The 21,499-nt window shown below is 37.9% G+C and carries 19 protein-coding genes; 16 read left to right on the top strand and 3 right to left on the bottom strand.

All coding sequences use genetic code 11. From position 1 onward, the window contains the following. Position 1 precedes the first annotated feature (1 nt). From NV377_RS18805 to serC, 12 genes are all read left to right on the top strand, one after another. Entirely contained in the window at positions 2-1,039 is a 1,038-nt protein-coding gene (locus NV377_RS18805; RefSeq protein ID WP_258202347.1) for a sensor histidine kinase, read from the top strand. After that, positions 1,036-1,698, top strand: coding sequence for a response regulator (locus NV377_RS18800; protein WP_258202346.1), 663 nt, complete (start codon positions 1,036-1,038; stop codon positions 1,696-1,698). Before NV377_RS18805 ends, NV377_RS18800 begins: the two co-directional genes overlap by 4 nt. An 82-nt stretch (positions 1,699-1,780) precedes the next feature. Next, positions 1,781-2,206, top strand: coding sequence for a YugN family protein (locus NV377_RS18795; RefSeq protein ID WP_258202345.1), 426 nt, complete (start codon positions 1,781-1,783; stop codon positions 2,204-2,206). 136 nt (positions 2,207-2,342) lie between these two features. Continuing rightward, positions 2,343-2,543, top strand: a complete 201-nt coding sequence (locus NV377_RS18790; protein WP_258202344.1) for a hypothetical protein — start codon at positions 2,343-2,345, stop codon at positions 2,541-2,543. A 42-nt stretch (positions 2,544-2,585) separates the two neighbouring features. Further along, positions 2,586-2,849 carry a YolD-like family protein gene (locus NV377_RS18785; protein WP_258202343.1) on the top strand — a complete coding sequence of 88 codons (264 nt, stop codon included), beginning with the start codon at positions 2,586-2,588 and terminating at the stop codon, positions 2,847-2,849. A 251-nt stretch (positions 2,850-3,100) separates the two neighbouring features. Continuing rightward, positions 3,101-4,861, top strand: coding sequence for a S1C family serine protease (locus NV377_RS18780; RefSeq protein ID WP_258202342.1), 1,761 nt, complete (start codon positions 3,101-3,103; stop codon positions 4,859-4,861). Positions 4,862-4,932: 71 nt separating this feature from the next. Next, positions 4,933-5,625: a response regulator transcription factor gene (locus NV377_RS18775; RefSeq protein ID WP_258202341.1), complete on the top strand. Its 693-nt coding sequence runs from the start codon at positions 4,933-4,935 to the stop codon at positions 5,623-5,625. A gap of 4 nt (positions 5,626-5,629) precedes the next feature. Next, complete coding sequence (locus tag NV377_RS18770) at positions 5,630-7,099, top strand: sensor histidine kinase (RefSeq protein WP_258202340.1); 1,470 nt, start codon at positions 5,630-5,632, stop codon at positions 7,097-7,099. A gap of 126 nt (positions 7,100-7,225) precedes the next feature. Continuing rightward, positions 7,226-8,176, top strand: coding sequence for a 4-hydroxy-3-methylbut-2-enyl diphosphate reductase (locus NV377_RS18765; RefSeq protein WP_258202645.1), 951 nt, complete (start codon positions 7,226-7,228; stop codon positions 8,174-8,176). Between the two features lie 524 nt (positions 8,177-8,700). Continuing rightward, positions 8,701-9,765, top strand: coding sequence for a 3-deoxy-7-phosphoheptulonate synthase (gene aroF, locus NV377_RS18760; RefSeq protein ID WP_258202339.1), 1,065 nt, complete (start codon positions 8,701-8,703; stop codon positions 9,763-9,765). Between the two features lie 590 nt (positions 9,766-10,355). Beyond that, positions 10,356-11,780 carry a type I glutamate--ammonia ligase gene (gene glnA, locus NV377_RS18755; RefSeq protein ID WP_258202338.1) on the top strand — a complete coding sequence of 475 codons (1,425 nt, stop codon included), beginning with the start codon at positions 10,356-10,358 and terminating at the stop codon, positions 11,778-11,780. A gap of 375 nt (positions 11,781-12,155) precedes the next feature. Further along, the gene (gene serC / locus NV377_RS18750; RefSeq protein WP_258202337.1) at positions 12,156-13,241 is read left to right on the top strand and encodes a 3-phosphoserine/phosphohydroxythreonine transaminase; all 1,086 of its coding nucleotides are present in this window, start codon (positions 12,156-12,158) and stop codon (positions 13,239-13,241) included. Positions 13,242-13,572: 331 nt separating this feature from the next. On the opposite strand, the gene NV377_RS18745 is transcribed toward serC, so the two are convergent. Continuing rightward, on the bottom strand, positions 13,573-14,289 hold the full coding sequence (locus NV377_RS18745) for a response regulator (protein ID WP_258202336.1): 717 nt from the start codon (positions 14,287-14,289) through the stop codon (positions 13,573-13,575). Between the two features lie 201 nt (positions 14,290-14,490). Here NV377_RS18745 and trmL point away from each other — a divergent pair, with 201 nt between their 5' ends. From trmL to NV377_RS18730, 3 genes are all read left to right on the top strand, one after another. Further along, the gene (gene trmL / locus NV377_RS18740; protein WP_258202335.1) at positions 14,491-14,955 is read left to right on the top strand and encodes a tRNA (uridine(34)/cytosine(34)/5-carboxymethylaminomethyluridine(34)-2'-O)-methyltransferase TrmL; all 465 of its coding nucleotides are present in this window, start codon (positions 14,491-14,493) and stop codon (positions 14,953-14,955) included. A gap of 124 nt (positions 14,956-15,079) precedes the next feature. Further along, entirely contained in the window at positions 15,080-15,328 is a 249-nt protein-coding gene (locus NV377_RS18735) for an AbrB/MazE/SpoVT family DNA-binding domain-containing protein (protein WP_258202334.1), read from the top strand. Between the two features lie 300 nt (positions 15,329-15,628). Continuing rightward, entirely contained in the window at positions 15,629-16,348 is a 720-nt protein-coding gene (locus tag NV377_RS18730; RefSeq protein ID WP_258202333.1) for a hypothetical protein, read from the top strand. Here the strand turns inward: NV377_RS18730 and NV377_RS18725 are convergent. Beyond that, on the bottom strand, positions 16,338-17,048 hold the full coding sequence (locus NV377_RS18725) for a DUF2161 family putative PD-(D/E)XK-type phosphodiesterase (protein ID WP_258202332.1): 711 nt from the start codon (positions 17,046-17,048) through the stop codon (positions 16,338-16,340). The two genes, NV377_RS18730 and NV377_RS18725, sit on opposite strands and share 11 nt — an antisense overlap. 349 nt (positions 17,049-17,397) lie before the next feature. Here NV377_RS18725 and NV377_RS18720 point away from each other — a divergent pair, with 349 nt between their 5' ends. Next, a complete protein-coding gene (locus NV377_RS18720) occupies positions 17,398-19,293 on the top strand; it encodes a PrkA family serine protein kinase (protein ID WP_258202331.1) in 1,896 nt (631 codons plus the stop codon). Between the two features lie 860 nt (positions 19,294-20,153). Here the strand turns inward: NV377_RS18720 and NV377_RS18715 are convergent. Further along, positions 20,154-21,434 carry a glycoside hydrolase family 27 protein gene (locus tag NV377_RS18715; protein ID WP_258202330.1) on the bottom strand — a complete coding sequence of 427 codons (1,281 nt, stop codon included), beginning with the start codon at positions 21,432-21,434 and terminating at the stop codon, positions 20,154-20,156. Positions 21,435-21,499 lie beyond the last annotated feature (65 nt).

The following is a 21,499-nucleotide window of genomic DNA, read 5'->3' as shown; positions in this document are numbered from 1 at the left end:
AATGGCTTCTATTAAACTCAATAAAGTAAAAGCATTTTCGCTTGCTAATCGAGTATTGCTACTTTCGATTAGTTCTACCTTGCTCGGACTTGTACTTTATATATTGTTAGAACCTTACTATCATACAATTTCACTATGGCTGATAACAGTTGTAATTACGGTGCTTTTCAGTGCCGTACTTGCACATTTTGTTACTAGAAAAGAGCGCAATAGTTTAGAACGATTGGAATATGCAATCAAAAATGCAGTAAACGGTGATTATGGAACAAGAGTACGCTATAACAATGATGATCCACTTAGCGAACTGTTTGAACAATTCAATGAATTTCTTGAACAGACAGAGCAAAAACTCTCGTATTTGCAAGTGTTAGGTGAAGCTCGTGTTGTTCAGGAATCTGCCTCAATAGAGTCTGCTGTATTAGAAGAACGCAAGCGACTTGCTCGAGATTTGCACGATAGTGTAAGTCAGCAATTGTTTGCAATCCATATGTGTGCATCATCTATTACCAAATTGCGTGAGGTGAATCCCGAACAAGCAGATCAAGTAACGCTACAACTTGTAACGATGTCGAGCACAGCCCAGCAACAGATGCGGAAATTCATCGCACATTTAAGACCAATGGAATTAGAAAACCGCAGTTTACAAGGTGCATTAACGCACTGGTATCCAGATTACTGTCGTCAAAACAATATTCAAGGTAAATTAGAGTATCGTATCGAGGCACCTTTATCAGAAGCGAAAGAGCACCAACTCTTTCTAATTATCCAAGAAGCTATGGCCAATATTGTGAAACATTCGCAATCTCAAAGCTGTCAATTAACACTATATGAGACGGATAGCCAAGTGATAATGACATTGCAAGATGATGGGATCGGCTTTAAGCATGAAGCGCTATCGAGAAAATCATATGGTCTGTCCACAATGCAAGAACGAGCTCAGAAGCTGAGTGGTTTAACTGAAATTATTAGTAAAGAAGGTAGAGGTACGATTGTCAAAGTAACGATACCTAAGTTAAAGGAAAAGGAGCTGCAGTCATGAGTATAGATGAGACGGTGAATATTATGATCGTTGATGACCATGATATGGTGCGATTAGGCTTGAAAACATATCTGATGCTGGAGCCAAGTTTTTCTGTTATTGCCGAATGTAGTCATGGACAAGAAGCGCTGGAATTTCTAAATGCAATGAATGAGTCTCAACATCCTGATCTTATATTAATGGATCTAATGATGCCAGTAATGAATGGGATTGAAGCAACACGCAGTATTATAGAACAATATCCTAATATGAGAATTGTGATGCTGACAAGCTTTCTTGAAGATGATAAAGTATATCAATCGATTGAAGCGGGTGCAATAAGCTATGTGCTGAAAACCGTGTCTGCGGAAGAATTAATCTTTGCTTTGAAAGGTGCACTTAAAGGTATGCCTGTTATGACAACGGAAGTCTCACAGTCCTTGACGAGAGGTTTGCGCGTACAACGTACTCAGCAAGGCGATGAAAGTTTTACAGAACGAGAAAGAGAAGTGCTACTACTCGTTGCTGATGGCATGTCTAACAAGGAAATTGGCGAAGAACTTCATATAAGTATTAAAACGGTAAAGACACATGTCAGTAATTTGCTTATGAAATGCGAGCTTGATGATCGGACGCAATTAGCAGTACTTGCTCACCGAAAGGGTTGGGCTAACCGCTAGTTTCTAACTACTCGTATAGTTCTATTTCCATTGATGCATACTAATTCCCAATATGAGTTGATAAGATGATGGGGGGATCTGTATGATTACTATTACTTCACAGGTTGCTGGTAAGCAGCTCGCTTATGATGAGATGAATCAGGTGAGTGCCGGACTAGGGTTTATGCTTGGAGGCAATTGGGATTATGATGGTGGTTTTTTTGATCAATCGCTGGATACAGAGAATAAAGTATGGTTACGTGTACCGTTCAAAGTTATTAATGGTGAGATCGCGAGTGAAGTTGGTCATTCGAATGCCTATATTGAACTGAGTGAACCATTTGTATTGAATCATCTCTATAATGAAGGTAATGATCCAAGTGGTGATGTAGGTATTATCTCTGCTTCTTTCAATCAATTCCAAGCGCCAATTGATCCTGATGCACCTGTATCGGATGAATGGTTAGAGAAAGGTAAGCAGGCAGTTGTTCGACTGGAAGCAGCATTGAAGCCATTGATGCATAAATAATTATGACATATTAGACCTAATTAAAATCCTCGTTGGCAGCGTAAATTAGTGCCGAGTGAGGATTTTTATATTTGTTTGCAATAAGAACGTTCGTTCGTATATAATGAGATCAAATGTTCTTAAGGCGGTGGTCTTGATGCAAGAATATATTGGTAAAGACATGCAATTAATATACAATGATAGTAAGGGAAATGTATCTACTCATATTGTTAGAGTTATTATAGCTGGAAAAGCTCGTTTTATCGCTTATTGCTATACGGCTCAAAGTGTCCGTACTTTTCATAAAAATGGTGTGCTTGATTTGGAGGTTTTGGAATATGGAAAAGCTACAGGGTAATACGTTGTGGGAATCCAGTAAAGTTAAGGGAGTGACTATAGAATGATCCCAAAACCTAAAAAAAGTAGCTCGAAACCTAAAAGGCCTACGAGAGACGAGTATGAATTAGAAGAATTAGGAGAACGACTAGTAGAAGCAAAGGATGAAAAGTCAGATGTAAGATTAGAGGTATGGAATTCGGAAGAAGATGTGATAGGTTGTATCGTTGGACTAGATTCTAGGACAAAACTTGTACATGTTAGCTGTAATGGCGACATTATTAAAGTTCCATTTTTAGATATTATGAAGGTAAGTAACTCCAGTTAATAATGAACGACAAAAGCTCTCTACTTATGTGGGGAGCTTTTATTATTCATTCTATTTAATACAGCAGACAATTGGACGTATACAAAATTATTTGAAATTCATAATTTTTTAAGTTTGTTTTAAGGTAAATTGTGCAAGATAGAGATATCCAAAGAATAGGTTATGAAATTGATATAGAGTATACTTCGGAAAAAGCATTATTAGTAGACTTACATTCAGAAGTATATGAATAGTTTTAGGAGGAGCGAAAAATGGATAATAACAATAAGAACAACTATGATGATTTCTTCAAGGGCGAAGGTAATTCGAATGCCTCATCAAGTGGTGACAAATCAGAATCAAGTAACGGTACAGCGTCAAGTTATAATACGAATAATGGACAACAAGGACAATCACAACAAGAGATATATAGTCAATCTGCATACTCTAATCCTAATGAAACAAATCGTAATCAAGCAGTAAATATACAAGATGCACAATACACTTCAGTTAACAATGACTCAACTTCTAACGGATCATCTACAGTGCAAAATCAAGATGATACGATGTACTACTATACTTATGGTAATGGTCGACCCAATGCTCAAGATCAAACCAATACTACACCAACTTATCAGCAAGATCCATACGTCAATCAATTAACACCTCCTGTATATAATGAGCAGGCACAACCTCAAACTAATTACCGTCCTTTTACGACATCACAAAGTGGTGGTAATGATCCTTTTGGTCCAAATAAGGAGAAGAAGGCAAATGGGTTTGGTAAGATTTTTCTCTCGTTTATGGCTGGTGTCATTGCAGTAGGCTTATTAATGTACACGGCAGATGTGCAAAATTGGTTCTCTCAAGGCGGTGTAGTATCAACGCAAACATCTACTTTGAACAATGGATCAAGTGACTCATCCAAAACGGCAACTTCTGAAAAAGGTAGTACAGCTTCTACTAGTACTCCATTAACAGATCGTCCTAATAATATTGCATCTCTGTTTGCATCATCTAGTCCAGCAGTAGTAAAGATTGAAACCTATGCATCATATTCATCTGGTGGTGGGGGATCAAGTTCTTTACTTGATGATCCATTCTTTAGACAATTCTTTGGTGATAATATCCCCAAATCAAATAGTGGGGATACAGGTTCAACTAGCGATTTGCAACAAACAGGTATGGGTACTGGGTTCTTCTTCGATGAGACAGGTTATCTTCTAACGAATCAGCATGTCATTGCTGATGCTGATGAAATCCGTGTCGTTGTTGAAGGATATGAGAAACCATTCGTTGCAGAACTTCTAGGTTCAAGTTATGAATTAGATCTTGCTGTCTTGAAAATAAAAGGCGATGAAAAATTCCCTACTCTTCCATTAGGTAGCTCTGATGATATTCAAATCGGAGACTGGGTTATAGCTATTGGTAACCCGTATGGCTTTGACCATACACTAACAGTTGGTGTATTGAGTGCCAAGGAACGTCCGATTGATATTTCTGATACAGAAGGTACTCGTAACTACGAAAATCTATTGCAAACAGATGCATCGATCAATCCTGGTAACTCTGGTGGTCCGTTACTTAACACAAATGGTGAAGTTATTGGTATCAACACCGCTGTAAGCTCTACAGCGCAAGGGATAGGTTTTGCAATACCAACTTCTACGATTAATGAAGTGTTGGAAGCTCTGAAAAACGACACCGCAATACCAAAAGCAGCTGCACCATTTATCGGAGCAGATTTGCAAAATCTAACGGAAGACATCGCTAAAGAATTAGGATTGACTACTACTGAAGGAGCAATTGTAAGAAGTGTCTATTATAATTCTCCAGCGTATGTCGGTGACTTGAAACAATTCGACGTTATTACTGGTGTAGATAATGAAACGATCAAAACGATGAATGAGCTTATAACGTATATCCAGTCCAAAGAGGTCGGTACATCGATAGAGCTTAAAATTATTCGTAACAATAAAGAAATGACACTTTCTATTACGATTGGCGATAAAAACGAATTTGGTTTAAAATAGGATGTAATATAAATAAAGACGCGGGGAATTGATCTCTGCGTCTTTATTAATAAACTGTGGAGGTTTTACATATGAGACAACATATACTAGTCATCGATGACGATGATAAAATAACGTCGATGTTAAGGCGATCACTTGCTTTTGAAGGATATGAAATAACGATAGCCAACAATGGCGCAGATGGCTTGAAAAGCTTCATGCAGAAAGAACCTGATCTCGTGATTCTTGATGTCATGATGCCATATATTGATGGAATGGAAGTATGTCGTCGCATTCGTGAGAGTGGTAGTCAAGTGCCGATTCTAATGCTTACTGCAAAAGATGAAGTGAATGATCGCGTGAAAGGACTTGATCTTGGGGCTGACGATTATGTAGTTAAGCCATTTGCGCTAGAGGAGCTACTCGCAAGAGCTAGAGCTTTGTTTAGACGAAAAGTAGACAAGCTAGACAAATCAGAAAGTGTATTAACGTACGAAGATCTTGTATTAGATATCGATGCAAGGGAAGCTATTCGTTCGGGAAGAAGAATAGAATTAACTTCGAAAGAGTATGACTTACTATTATTATTTATGCAAAATCCGAAGCGGGTTCTAACAAGAGATACGATTATGGAAAAAATATGGGGTTATGATTTCAGTGGAGAGTCAAACGTACTTGAAGTATATATCGCGATGTTGCGCCAAAAGCTAGAGGAAGGCGGTCATAGTCGTATTATTATTACAGTTCGTGGAACTGGATATGTGCTTAGAGGAGAGGTAGGTTAAAGCCTTGTCACTACGATTTAGATTAACATTATGGTATTCGGGACTTTTAACTGGAGCATTATTAATATTCGGTGTTATCGTCTATTTATTTATTAACTGGAATACGTATGCTGAGCTTAGAGATATGGTAAAGACAGAAAGTAAAAATTTAGTAATTACAGGAACAGTAATGTTCGACACGCTTGATCTCAATCTTGACCGTCAATCACGAATTGAAGGGAAAAACATCTATGTACAGTTGATCAATTACCGTGAAGGCAATTACAGACAATCAACGAATTTGTTCGAACAAAATTTTGTTATTCCTTATCCCGATGCTTCTCAATCTTTGGAAGCAGGCTTTGTAGAAGTAATGGTGGAACTTGACCATAAGAAATATCGTATGATTACTTATCAACGACCTCTTGAGATTAATGGTGTACTAGTTGGTTTGCTGCAAGTTGGAGCTATTCCATATAATGAAGATCAATTTTTAATAGGTTTACGTAATACTTTACTATTTTCATCAATTATCGTTGTGCTTATTGCATTTACCGTTGGATTGATTATTGCTAGAAAAGCGTTACGGCCAATTGAAAATGTGATCAACGCTACGAAGCAGATCGAAAATGGTGCCGATTTAAGCGTACGAATACCTATGCCGATAGCTAAGGATGAGATAGGTACACTTGTTACTACACTCAATATGATGCTCTCTCGTTTGGAGAAGGCATACAACGAGCTAGATGAAGCTTATATGGCCCAACGTCGCTTTGTATCAGATGCTTCGCATGAACTTCGTACGCCACTTACAACAATTCGTGGAAATATCGATCTACTTGATAAAATGTGGAAGCAGACTGAACAACAAAATGGTGCGATAAGTGAACCTTTAGATACTGTGAACTTTAATGGTACTCACTTTGAGTTATCTCATGAAGCCATAATAGATATTTCAGCTGAGGCTAAACGAATGTCTACGCTTGTAAATGATCTTCTTGCTCTTGCTCGTGCGGATGCAGGATATATAATGGAGAAAGAAAAAGTAGATATTCATAATTTAACTGAAGCGGTTGTACGTAGAGCTCAATTACTTCCTCGTGAAGCAAAATGGGAAGTTGGCGATCTCTCTGAATTAAAAGGTGTCTACATCCATGGTAATGAAGATTATCTGCAACAATTACTGTTTGTCTTTATTGAAAATGCGTTCAAATACACTCCTGTTGGTGATGTGAATTTCACTGTTATGCGCACGGAACATCACATTGCTTGGATAATAGAAGACAGTGGGATTGGAATGAATCCTGATCAAGTCCCTCATATATTTGATCGCTTCTACCGTGCAGACGTTTCTCGTGGTGTAACAGTTGGTACCGGGCTTGGTCTAGCAATCGCCAAGTGGATACTTGATGAACATCAAGGTAGCGTTGAGGTAGCTACTTTGGAAGGTAAAGGAACGACATTTACTGTGTGGTTGCCAATAGACTTTTCCTAATTAGTATGATGGTCTATAATAGAGGTAGTTCAAAAAGTGGACTATGATAACGAAGTGACGCTTAGGAAGATGAATGTGAATTATACATCTATTGATGGTAATGATAATGAGAGTAGGTGCGATGAGTTGGAAATCGTGAAAATATCTCCACGAGGTTATTGCTACGGAGTAGTAGATGCAATGGTATTGGCATTACAAACTGCAAAAAACGAAAATTTGCCAAAACCGATTTATATATTAGGTATGATCGTTCATAATGCGCATGTTACAGATGCATTTGAAACAGAAGGTGTTATCACTTTAGATGGTGAGAATCGCCTTGAAATATTGGAACAAATTGAAACGGGTACAGTTATTTTCACAGCACATGGCGTTTCACCAGAAGTTCGTCAAAGAGCTCGTGATAAAGGTCTTACTGTCGTTGATGCGACATGTCCAGATGTAACAAAAACTCATGATATCATTCGTGAGAAGAGCGAGCTAGGTTTTCACACGATCTATATTGGCAAGAAGGGACATCCTGAGCCAGAAGGTGCGATTGGTGTTGCTCCTGACATGGTACATTTAATAGAGAAAGATCATGAGATTGCTAACTTGCAATTTGACGAGAATACTCCTCTACTAATTACGAATCAAACGACGATGTCGCAATGGGATATTAGACATATTATTGATCAGTTGAAGGAGAAATTTCCTCATGCTGAAGTTCATAATGAAATATGTCTTGCCACTCAAGTTCGTCAAGAAGCAGTAGCTGGTCAAGCTGGTGAAGCACAGTTATGTATTGTAGTTGGCGACCCGCGTAGCAATAACTCTAATCGCCTAGCACAAGTGTCTGAAGAGATTGCAGGAGTGAAAGCTTACCGTATTGCTGATCTATCCGAGTTAAAGCAAGAATGGCTGCAAGGTATTGATCGTGTTGCAGTAACATCTGGTGCTTCAACTCCAACAGCCTTAACTAAGGAAGTTATTGAATATCTTGAAAAGTATGATCATAATGATGAATCTACATGGGAACTTAAGCGTTCAGTTAATATGAGTAAAATATTACCGAGAATCAAGACGAAAACCACTTAAAATAAGTCCATATTGTGAGCCCTTCATTACTAATCGTTATTAGTAATGAAGGGCTTTTTTTGTTTTGCAACAGTGAGTTAATGAGGATAACCTATGCAAAACAATTTATTTCTTGATATGTATTTATACATCTTTATGGTTGGAGCATCTAGTATAGCGTAGAGGACTAATCACTGGTGGAAAAGCGATAGCGCTAGTTTTTGTCCTCGGATTTATACCACTATGTTCATTCAATAAATCCGAGGACAACGGCGATCGGAACAGCGATTAGTCATCGCAGCACCTCAATAGCTACCACTCTTAAACAGCTAATCAAATTCAAAGTGTTGACGAATGAAGAAAACTGATGTATATTTACTTTAACGAATAAAAGCACAAAAGCATAACAGCGTCAAAGCTTAAAAGCGAACAAGCGTAAAAGCGGGAACGTGTATTTCATAAAAATCAGAATGCTTAGGTACAAATGTTAATTTTAATGTAACAACACATCATATAGCTTAAAAGCGAAAAGGGAGAGATTATTCATGATCGTAATAACAAAAAATAATGTAGCGGATGAACATATTTCTGAGATTGTATCATTCATTGAACGTAAAGATGGAATGCAAGCTCATGTATCCAAAGGAAATGATCGTACGGTTATCGGAATTATTGGTCAAGCAGACTCACAACTTGGAGAACAATTAAGAGCAATGAAAAATGTAGAGAATGTTATTAAAATTTCAAAATCATATAAGCTGGCGAGTAGAGATTTCCACCCAGATGATACGGTTATTGAGATCAATGGCGTCAAAATTGGAGGGGAGCATGTTGTTGTTATGGGTGGCCCGTGTGCTGTAGAGAGCCCAGAGCAAATAGATGAGATTGCCCGACTAGTGAAAGCCGCAGGTGGTCAAGTACTTCGCGGTGGTGCATTTAAGCCTAGAACGGGTCCATATAGCTTCCAAGGAGTGGGTGTTGAAGGTTTAGTAATGATGGCAGAAGCGGGCAAGAAACATGGCTTGCTGACGATTACAGAGGTAATGACACCGGAATATGTAGATGTGTGCGCGGAGTATGCTGATATATTGCAAGTAGGTACACGTAATATGCAAAACTTTGATCTACTTCGTAAGTTAGGTACTATCAAAACTCCGGTATTATTGAAACGCGGCTTCAGTGCAACTTACGATGAACTATTAAATGCAGCGGAATACATTTTAGCGGGCGGTAATCCCAATGTAATGTTATGCGAACGCGGGATCAGAACATTCGAAACGTATACTCGTAATACATTGGATCTTACTGCAATTCCGGTATTACAATCGCTCAGTCATCTACCAGTAATTTCTGATCCAAGTCATGGAACAGGTAGACGTGAACTTGTAGAACCGATGTCCAAAGCTTCATTAGCTGCTGGTGCGAATGGGTTAATTATTGAAATGCACACTGATCCTGATAATTCTATGACTGGTGATGGTGTACAATCATTATTCCCAGATCAATTTGCTAACTTGTTGAAAGATCTTGAGAAGTTAGCACCAATTGTCGGTAAATCATTCAACACAGTGAAAGCTCCTGCTGAGGCATTTACAGAGTGGAAGAAATAGATTTGCACGATAATTATTGCAAAAGTATAATTTGATCAAAGTATATATAATTACAAATAGAGAAGTCTTCGAATGATTCGTGTTTACGAATTGATATCAAAGGCTTCTTTACTATGTGTAGGAATACATCATTGTTTAAACTTACAAACTTAACATACAAATAGTGGGTTATGTTACATATTGTGAGCGTATTTTGTAGTGAACCATATAAAACTCAAACTACAATAAAATATGAAACATCTGATGGTACTATTGAACTAAAATAGTTATGAAATAAAGTTTTTATTCTAAAAATGGATAAAGCTACAAATAAAGATCATTTTTGTTTGTACTTTTCTACATAATTTTTGTGCAAAATAGATGCTAAGATAACGCTTTCATCCGCTAAAATAACCGAAAGTCCTTGATATTAAAGGGTTTATTGACTCATGTTAGGTTTGTGAGTTAACCTAACATATGCATAAAAAATACCTTACATGACTATTGACGATACCAATAGTGAGAATTATAATTACAACATAAAGTTAAACGAGAAATTGAACATTATTCTACTATTACATCTGATTGTTCGGAAATGGAGGAAGTTTTATATGTCAGCACAACAAATTATCAAAACTCTTGAAGAAAACAACATTTTATTTGTAGATTTCCGTTTTATAGGTCTTAATGGTGGGGTACATCATATTACGTTGCCAACTACTGAAGTTAGTGAAGATACTTTCGTAGAAGGTGTTGCATTTGATGGTTCATCTATCCCTGGTTTCCGTGGTATTGAAGAATCAGATATGGTAATGGTGCCAGATACTGAATCTGCATTCATAGATCCGTTCACAATTCATCCAACACTTAACATCATGTGTAACATTCATACACCGAATGGTGATCGTTATGATCGTGATCCACGTAGTATCGCTCAAAAGGCTGAAGAATATCTACAAACTACTGGCGTTGGTACTACAGCGTACTTCGCTCCTGAATCTGAATTCTTCATTTTTGATGATGTTCGTTTTAGCAATGACATGAAATCTTCTTACTATTCTGTAGATTCTGAGGAAGCTGCTTGGAACACTGGACGTAAAGAAGAAGGCGGTAACCTTGGATTCAAAGTTGGCGTTAAAGGTGGCTATGTACCAGTTGCTCCAACTGATGCACAACAAGATATCCGTTCTGAGATGGTTCGTGTTATGCAAGAAACTGGCCTTCGCGTTGAACGTCATCACCATGAAGTTGCAACTGCTGGTCAAGCTGAAATTAACTTCCGTTTCGATACATTAACAAAAACAGGTGACAACCTACTTAAATATAAATACATCGTACAAAACGTTGCAAAACAATGGGGTAAAGTAGCTACATTCATGCCGAAACCACTATTTGGTGATAACGGTAGCGGTATGCATGTTCACTCTTCTATCTTCAATGGAGATGAGCCTTTATTCTACGAAAAAGGTGCTTATGGTAACCTAAGCAAAATGGCAATGAGCTACATCGCTGGTGTTCTATACCATGCTCCGGCTCTTATCGCTATTACTAACCCAAGTACAAACTCTTTCAAACGTCTAGTTCCTGGCTATGAAGCACCAGTTAACTTGGTATTCTCTAAAGGGAACCGTTCTGCAGCAGTTCGTATTCCAATTGCAGCAGTATCTCCTAAAGGTTGTCGTATCGAGTTCCGTACTCCTGATACTACTGCTAACCCATACCTTGCATTTGCAGCTATGTTGCTTGCTGGTCTTGATGGTATCAAAAAAGGTCTTGATCCAGTTGCTCTTGGTTACGGACCATTCGATAAAAATATCTATGATCTTCCAGAAGAAGATAAGAAAGAAATTCGTAGCGTTCCAGGTTCTCTAGAAGAAGCTCTTGATGCTCTTGAGTCTGATTCTACATTCTTGACTGAAAACGGCGTATTCTCTGAAGACTTCATTGCTAACTACATTGCATTGAAACGTTCTGAAGCGAAACAAGTAGCAATCCGTATTCATCCACATGAATTCAACCTATACTTCGGTTGCTAATTAGTTAGTACGAAGTAAATATATTCTCCGCAAACGGGAAATTCGAGAAAGCTGCTTTAGTGACGAGCATTCGTTAGTAAAGCAGCTTTTTTTGTGTAGATAAAAAAATAAATACAAATGTGAATTTATTCACAAAATATTAACACAATAATCTGATGAATTTTGATATACTTATTAAATCATATAGAAGAGTGAATATTCACCTCAATAATCATCTATTATTTAGCTATATATCCTTAAAATCCGAATGTTCGTTATAGAAAATTAGAATTTGTTCGACTTTTTCGTAATAATGAAATGATTTTACTTGATGGAATGTACTAAAATTGATATAGTTTAAGATATTGATGGTGTAATCAGAAAGGATGAAATTTAATGACACGTGCTTATAATTTTAATGCTGGTCCTGCAGCAATTCCTTTGGAAGTATTAGAGCAGGCTCAAGCTCAATTTGTTGATTATGAAGGTGCTGGCATGGCAATAATGGAAATGTCTCACCGTAGTGCTCTTTATGAAAAAGTGAATCAAGAAGCTCAAGATGTTCTTCGTGAGCTATTAAACATTCCTTCTAACTACAAAATTTTATTCCTTCAAGGTGGAGCAAGTACACAATTTGCAATGATTCCTATGAACTTCCTTTCCGAAGGTAAAGTTGGAGCATATGTAGATACAGGTGCTTGGGCGGGTAAAGCTTACAAAGAAGCGACTGTTGTCGGTGAAGCTGTTATTGTTGCATCTACTAAAGAAGATAAGTATATGCGTATGCCTGAAGCTTCTGAGATTGTTGTACCAGAAAATGCAGCATATGTACATATTACTACGAATGAAACAATTGGTGGGGTTCAGTTCCAAAGCTTCCCTGAGTTTGATGGTGTAACACTAATTGCTGATATGTCTAGTGATATTTTGAGCCGTCCAGTGGATGTAAGTAAATTCGGTATGATCTATGCTGGAGCTCAGAAAAATCTTGGTCCGTCAGGTGTTACTGTCGTTATCGTACGTGAAGATCTAATTGCTGCTAGTCCAAAAACTATTCCAGCAATGTTCCGTTACGATACTCATGCAAATGCAAATTCCCTATACAATACACCACCTTCTTTTGGAGTGTTCATGGTTGGTCTAGTATTGAAATGGATCAAAGAAAAAGGTGGACTTGAAGTTCTTGAACAGTTCAACCTTAATAAAACAAAACTTATTTATGATGTTATTGATGAGAGTAATGGCTTCTATGTTGGATGTGCGAATAAAGAAAATCGTTCTGCAATGAATATTACGTTCCGTATTGCAAATGAAGATCTTGAGAAGCAATTTATCAAAGAGTCTGAGGCTGCTGGATTTGTAGGATTGAAAGGTCACCGTGATGTAGGTGGACTTCGTGCTTCAACTTATAATGCGGTTCCTCTTGAAAGCTGCGAGGCGTTGGCTACTTTCATGAAAGAATTCCAAGCTAATAACGCTTAATTTTAGAGGTAGTTCAAAAAGTGGACTTTGATAACGATGATTAGCTTCGTAGGTTATTCGACATCGAATATGAAACGAACTTGGGAAGTCCGGTACGCATGTACCAATAACGTACATTTGCGTTTCCTCCTCCCACAAGTAGCGTTCCATCTTCTCGATTCTGAAAGCCCGCCTTTTGAACCTTCATTGTAATTGAGGTAGTTCAAAATGTCCGCTCGTGATCAAGCTAACGTAGCAAAGTAGGCGTCGAATATGAACTTGCACTAATAATATACAAAGACCGCTCTTATCTCGTATCTGAGAAAGGGCGGTCTTTGCTTGCTAGTAAATATTATGCAAATGAACTTGTGCTTACTTTCGGTGGTTGCAACTTATAGCCGACATTGCGGATAGTTGTAATATACTCTGGATTACGGGCATTACGTTCAATTTTATCACGAAGATGACTAATATGAACATCTACGATCCGCGTGTCACCTAGGAAGTGGTAATCCCAAACGCCATGCAGCAATTGTTGACGACTTAACACTTTTCCTTCATGCTTACAAAGGAATAGTAACAACTCAAATTCTTTGGGAGTAAGTTCAATTAACTCTTCATTGAGAAAAACTTGTCGTTGGTCAGCCCAAATATTCAATGAACCAATTTGATATTGTACATCTTTACTTATTCCAGGTAAAGTATCTATTCTACGGAAAATAGCTGTAATGCGTGAGATTAATTCTTGTGGACTAAATGGTTTCGTCATATAATCATCAGCACCATTATCAAGACCATTAATTTTATCAGCGATATCATGTAGTGCAGTAAGCATTATAATGGGAACAGCATTATTTTGATTTCGTAGTATACGGCAAACTTCAATTCCGTTCATTTTCGGAAGCATTAGATCTAGTATGATTAAGTCAGGACGAAATACTCGTAAAGATTGAAATACTGCTTCGCCATCGGCAACGCATAGAACTTCAAAGCCGGCAAGCTTTAAGTTGAATTCAATCAATTTGGAAATTGAAGGCTCGTCATCAACAATTAAAATTTTCTTTTGCATAGTAACACTCCTTAACTTTTCATAGCTTCTCGATTGTCTTCCAGAAATGAAAATTACATCGAAAGGTTGAATTTAACTTTTCATCATTAGTTTCAGTATGAAGGAGAACAATAACCTCAGAATTAACGTTCTGTAAATTTGATGTAAAATATTGAGAGTTTGTTAACAGAATATGAATTTATAAGAGAATGGAGAATAATAATGGCTTTTCATATCGTTTTAGTCGAACCAGAAATCCCCGCAAATACAGGTAATATAGCTCGAACATGTGCTGCAACAGGAGCGCATTTGCATCTTGTGCGTCCGCTTGGTTTCAGCACGGACGATAAACAATTAAAGCGTGCAGGTTTAGATTATTGGCATGCAGTGAACATTCAGTATTATGACTCATTTGCTGAATTACAAGAAAAAAATACTACTGCTAATTTTTATTATGCAAGTACAAAAGCAAAAAAAATGTATTCTGATGTTTCATACCAAGATGGAGATTTTATTGTTTTTGGAAAAGAAACAAAAGGATTACCTGAGGAATTAATTTATAGTAACATTGATAATTGTATTAAAATGCCGATGACTGATGCCGTAAGATCATTGAATTTATCCAATTCTGCTGCTTGTATTTTGTATGAAGCATTAAGACAAAATGACTTTCCAAACCTACTGTGAAAAATAGGAAATTTATTATTTTAATATATTTGCAGGAATTTGTAACTCTTTGTCGAAAATAGTTAGAGCATGGTTTTCTCTCGAAATTACTTGCAAATTTATTCGACACAAGAGAGGTGAAATAATGAAACCAGCAGGCGTGGTAAGAAAAGTGGATCAGTTAGGACGTATTGTCCTTCCCAAATCACTTCGCAAGCGTTATCTGATGAATGAAGGTGACCCTGTTGAAATTTTTGTACAGGGAGATCATATTATCTTGGAAAGATATCGTCCTAAATGCGTATTCTGTGGTTCTATGGTTGAAGTCGCTGACTTCAAAGAAAGATATGTATGTGAAGCATGCATGACTGAAATGAATTTACTAAAAAACTAGTATGTTAATTTCATTGTTGTAATCAAAAAAGCAGCTACCTTCTCCTAGTGAGAAAGTTAGCTGCTTTTTTGTGTTGAAGGCTTAAAGTCCTTTTGTTTTATCTTCGTTATATGAACTAGTCAAAATAGCCGTAAGAAATAAAACAAGAACAGTCATTACAATCCAGAAATTCATGGTATAAGCACCTCCAGTAACTAATACCTATTATAACCAACGTGTACAAAAAAGAAAACTTCAAAAATTAAGAACATATTGAACGCATTTGGGATATGAGTATAGTAGGGAAGGAAGGTGAATAGTTTGAAAAGAAAAGAGCAACATAAAAATCTTGATTCTGTACGAATTAATTCTAAAGGGAAAAATAGTAGTACTGGTAAAGGGAAAAGAAAAGCAACAGAGCAATCTGTAGTGAAGAAATCCACTAAAAGTCCGAAAACCTCTGAGAAGTCAATTAAAGCTAACAGTACATCTACAGTTACAACACCATTAAGACATTCCCAAAGTAATCATCAACACAATGAGATTGAAGCTAGCTCTGTTAGCTTAACAGAACAACATAAAGGTAAGAGATTAGAACAAAGTAAGGAAAGATCGAAAGTTGAAGAGGCGACAACTAGTCTTCCTTCGCTTAGCGAGCACGATCATCAAGTAGAACGAAAAATAAACGATCATAAAAAATATCAAAGTGAACGAGACAATTTACGCAGCATTGACAATAAAGCGGCGAAGTTTCTGGAAAAGTGTGAAAAGAGCAAGTTTCTGAAGGTCAGCAAAAGAAACTCAAGTGCTAATGAGATCTTTCCCATTCAACTGCCTGAAGGTCTTCCTAGCAGATTATTAATGAAAGCTCTTCAGAAAGAGCAACAAACTTTAACCGTATTACGTGAACAAGTTATACAGTTAGACCAAGTAGATGAAGGCTCAATAGATGTTCATCTTGAAACAATCAATAGTGAGCAGCTTTCGACATTAGTTAAGGAATTGGATGAATTAATAGGACAATTTACAGCTAGGAATTAGTCCATCCATTTATTACGTTCTCATATTCCAGTAGTGCAGCATGTCCATCAGCAGTTAAAGCGTATTTGCCGCGTTCAACTTTATGAAACCAACCATAGTAATTATGACGCAATATGACAGCTACATTGGCAACGCCAGAGTGTGTGCTAAGGTTTTTTGGGGATGATAATTCTAGTTGTTGTAGTGAGAGGGCACACCGAAGTGCTTTCTCACGGTACGATGTAACCAGTTTTCTAGCATGACTACCTCCGACATTATAATCACCGCTACGCTCTTTGAATTCTTGTAGCAGACGTTTACCTTTACGTACGCGATTATATCGGATAGGTTCATCTTCTGGTAAACATAATATTTCAACGACAGCTGCTTTGGTCCGATAGAAGGTTACAGTCATAAGTCCAATATTAAGTCTACGACAAAGCTCTGTAAGATCACCATATCTTTGATTCACCGCACCTGATTTTTTGCGATTTCGCTCAATAGCCAAATAAACTTGAGCACCCAATCTTTGACGTTCAATTCCTTGCAGAAGTAGTGCAAGATTGAACGTTTTTTTCATTTCTACGATTATGGTTTCTTCCGTTTCAGGATGAATTGCGACTAGATCGCAATGGTTCACTTCCGCCTTTACCTCATAACCTCTATGAACAAAGTAGCCCTTAATGGGATCATATAATTCCTCTTCTTTTGAAATAGCCATTTCATCTTTCTCCCTTAAATCAACAATGATATTTCCATTATATCAAAGCTAGCTAAATCGTATATAAACGATATGAATAAGTGAGGAAAAATCTACTGCAAAATTATTTGAACAAATCCTTAGAGGTGGGGGAGTGGCGTCGCTACTAGCATCATTAAAACTGCTAAAAAAAATATGAAATGCTGGAAACGTATTAAATGATTTACTCTAAAATAATGGGCAATATCCTACTATCACAAGCATACAATATAACTATGTTACAGGTTACTGCTTGTTAATGCTAGGCGATCTCCCAAAGCGGAGAAGATAGATGATGTAGGTGTCAGATGTGATTGGGAGGAGGCAAACAATGGATATTTTCAAACGTATATCAGAGTATCAGGCAGAGAGTGATCGATTAGCTTGGTCAGGTACATTTAGAGAGTATGTAGAAATATTGAAAAATGATGTCTCTACTGCGATGACTGCGCATTCTAGAGTGTATGAGATGATTGAATCGCATGGGGTCGAAGTGAAAAATGGACAGAAAAAGTATAAATTTTTTGAGGAGGAAATATTCGGACTTGATCGAGCAGTCGAAAAGTTGGTAGAAGAATATTTCCATTCTGCTGCACGACGATTGGATGTAAGAAAACGTATCTTGCTATTAATGGGTCCTGTCAGTGGAGGTAAATCAACATTAGTTACGATGATTAAGCGAGGACTAGAAAGTTTTTCGCGTACGGAAAAAGGTACTGTCTACGCAATCGAAGGTTGCCCAATGCATGAGGAACCGCTGCATCTCATTCCGCAGGAGTTAAGAAGTGAAGTAGAAGAAAGTTTGGGTGTTAGAATTGAAGGTAATCTATGCCCTAGCTGCCAGTTGAGATTGAAGGACCAATATAACGGTAACATTGAAGAAGTTCGAGTGGAACGAGTATTTATTTCTGAAGATGATCGCATTGGGATTGGTACGTTTAGTCCATCTGATCCAAAGTCGCAAGATATCGCTGATTTAACGGGAAGTATCGATTTTTCAACGATTACAGAGTACGGATCGGAGTCTGACCCAAGAGCCTATCGCTTTGATGGTGAGCTAAATAAGGCCAATCGCGGCGTTATGGAGTTTCAAGAAATGTTGAAATGCGATGAGAAATTTCTCTGGAATTTACTTAGTTTAACGCAAGAAGGGAATTTTAAAGCCGGTAGGTTTGCCTTGATTTCAGCAGATGAGCTCATTATTGCTCATACGAATGAAACAGAGTACAAAGCATTTATTAGCAATAAAAAGAACGAAGCGTTGCAATCAAGGATGATTGTTATGCCTATACCATATAATCTGAATGTGACGGAAGAAGAGAAAATCTATAGTAAACTTATATCAGAGAGTGATATGAATCATGTGCATATTGCACCACATGCACTCCGTGCAGCTGCCATTTTCTCGATACTTACCCGTTTAAAAGAAACGAAAAAGCAGGGTATGGACCTTGTGAAAAAAATGCGAATGTATGATGGTCAAGAGGTTGAAGGGTTCAAGGATGCTGATCTGAAAGAAATGCAAAATGAATACGCTGAAGAGGGTATGTCTGGTATCGACCCGCGTTATGTTATCAATCGTATTTCTAGTGCGCTAATTAAGGGTGATATGGAGTGCATCAACGCGCTTGATGTTTTGCGTGCATTGAAAGATGGGCTAGATCAACATGCATCAATTACGAAGGAAGAACGAGAGCGCTATTTGAATTTTATCTCTGTTGCACGCAAAGAGTATGATGATCTTGCGAAGAAAGAAGTACAGAAGGCATTTGTCTATTCATTCGAGGAATCTGCACGGACATTATTTGAAAATTACTTAGATAATATTGAAGCCTACTGCAATTGGGCAAAAATCAAAGATCCGCTTACTGGTGAAGAGATGGATCCAGATGAGCGCCTGATGCGCTCTATTGAAGAACAGATAGGGATTAGTGAGAATGCGAAGAAGGCTTTCCGTGAAGAAATACTAATTCGTATCTCATCATATTCTCGTAAAGGAAAGAAATTTGATTTCACTAGCCATGAACGATTGCGTGAGGCGGTTGAGAAAAAATTATTTACTGATCTGAAAGATATCGTAAAAATTACGACTTCAACGAAAACTCCTGATGAGAGTCAATTAAAACGAATAAATGAAGTATCTGCTCGACTTATGGAAGAGCACGGTTATTGCCCAGTATGTTCGAATGAATTGTTACGGTATGTAGGAAGTTTACTGAATCGTTAGAAGATTGCTACCTTGACAGGGGAGTAGTCGAGCATGCGAAAGCAGAGCTAGACATTAAGAATGATTTCCCCGTGCTCGAAAGAGTAGCGAAAGCAAAGGCAGACATTAAAATTGAGGTCTATACAGTCTTATGTGCTGAATAAGTGGTAATAGGCACTAAAATTGAGGTCTATACAGTCTTATGTGCTGAATAAGTGGTAATAGGCACTAAAATTGAGGTCTATAAGGTCGGATGAGCTCAAAAAGTGGTAAAAGGCACTGAAATTGAGGTCTATACAGTCGGATGTGCTGAATAAGAGGTAATAGGCACTAAAATTGAGGTCTATAAGTTCGGATGAGCTCAAAAAGTGGTAATATGCACTAAAATTGAGGTCTATACAGTCGGATGAGCTCAAAAAGCGGTAATAGGCGCTAAAATTGAGGTCTATAAGTTCGGATGAGCTCAAAAAGTGGTAATAGGCGCTAAAATTGAGGTCTATAAGTTCGGATGAGCTCAAAAAGTGGTAATAAGCACTAAAAATGAGGTCTATAAGGTCGTTTGAGCTCAAAAAGTGGTAATAAGCACTAAAAATGAGGTCTATAAGGTCGTTTGAGCTCAAAAAGTGGTAATAAGCACTAAAATTAGTGTCTGTATTCTGGAAAATGGTATTCAATGTAGGAATAGACATTAATAATAATGTCTATGTGTTCAGAAGAGTAGTGAGGCCAGTAGTAGCATTACAATGATGTCTCTACGCTGGATAGAGCTATATGGCGCTACATTTGACTAATCGCAAAACGAGCTAGCCTATACGTCTTGTGAATGACGGAAAGTTAGCTCGTTTTGTGTTGTGCAACAGACTTAGTATTACTATGATAATTTATTTCAACAATTGGAATACTTTTGCACCATGTGTTGGAATAGTGAACGAGGTAGCGTCGTTGGAGAAAGTAGTCGTATTCTCCCATGCATCTATAACTTGAGAATAACTTTGCAGATCTGCCACATGTGCTGAAAGTTCAGTAGAAAGCTCTTGCTCACCAATATTGAAAATTGCTATATAAGTAGAACCGTTCGCACCTTCTGCTGTCCATACGATACAATCGTTCTTACGAGAGAATAGACGGGCGTTTGCCGAGTGTTGATTCATATCAATGATATGTTTGTTAGTAATAAGATTTAACGTCCACTCATCATTGTCACGAAGCTCTCCACCGAAGAATAGTGGAGAACGGAAAATACCCCATAGCGACATCATCGTAACTTGCTCATCTTTCGTGAAGCGAGTCCATCTATCTGCTCCGCCGCCATCAACTGAGCGTATGCCGATATGTCCTAGCGGCAGCATGTCACAGTCAGGCCAGTTGCCGTTACCAGACTTACCTTGCCATTTCTCACAACGATCGAACATATCAAGCAGTAAAGTCCAGTGATCCCAGAAGTCATCAGTCATACGCCACATATTCGCGTGAGTGGAGAGGAAGCCTGCATGTTCTAGTGGTGCTGGACCTGGTGAAAGACTTAGAATGATCGGTCTGCCACAATGCTGGATCGCATTTTGAATAAGTTCGATTTCAGGAAGATGAATATCATATAGGCGTGACGCAGCGATATCATCCACTTTAATAAAGTCTACGCCCCAACTAGCATATAGTTCGAATAATGAGTTGTAATATTGTTGAGCGCCATCTTGAGCAGCGTCAACACCATACATATCTGTGTTCCATGGGCAAATGGAATTTGGAGATGCGATTTGTCTAGCTGTAGCAGTTGTACCTTTAATTGCTGTATTCTGATGTGCAGCTTGGCGCGGAATACCACGCATTATGTGAATACCGAATTTCAAGCCAAGACCATGTACATATTCAGCTAGAGGCTTAAAGCCTTGTCCATCAGCTGCCGATGGGAAGCGATTGACTGCTGGCATTAGACGAGAAAACTCATCCATTTCAAGTGGTACGAACTGTCTATATTGAGAGGAAACTGCACCTGGTTCACTCCACTGTATGTCGACCACAATTGTATCCCAACCTGCTGATAATAAATGCTCTGCCATATACTCAGCATTGCCGCGAATTTCAGCCTCAGTTACTGCTGCTCCATAACAATCCCAGCTATTCCAGCCCATAGGCGGAGTAGGGGAGAAAAGACGATGATCCATTCGATATCCCTCCGATTAGTTGCTCAATATGAATTAATGAATAATACTTTATTGATCTAATCTTA

Source organism: Paenibacillus endoradicis (assembly GCF_024721975.1).
This window is presented reverse-complemented; position numbering and strand designations above follow the sequence as displayed.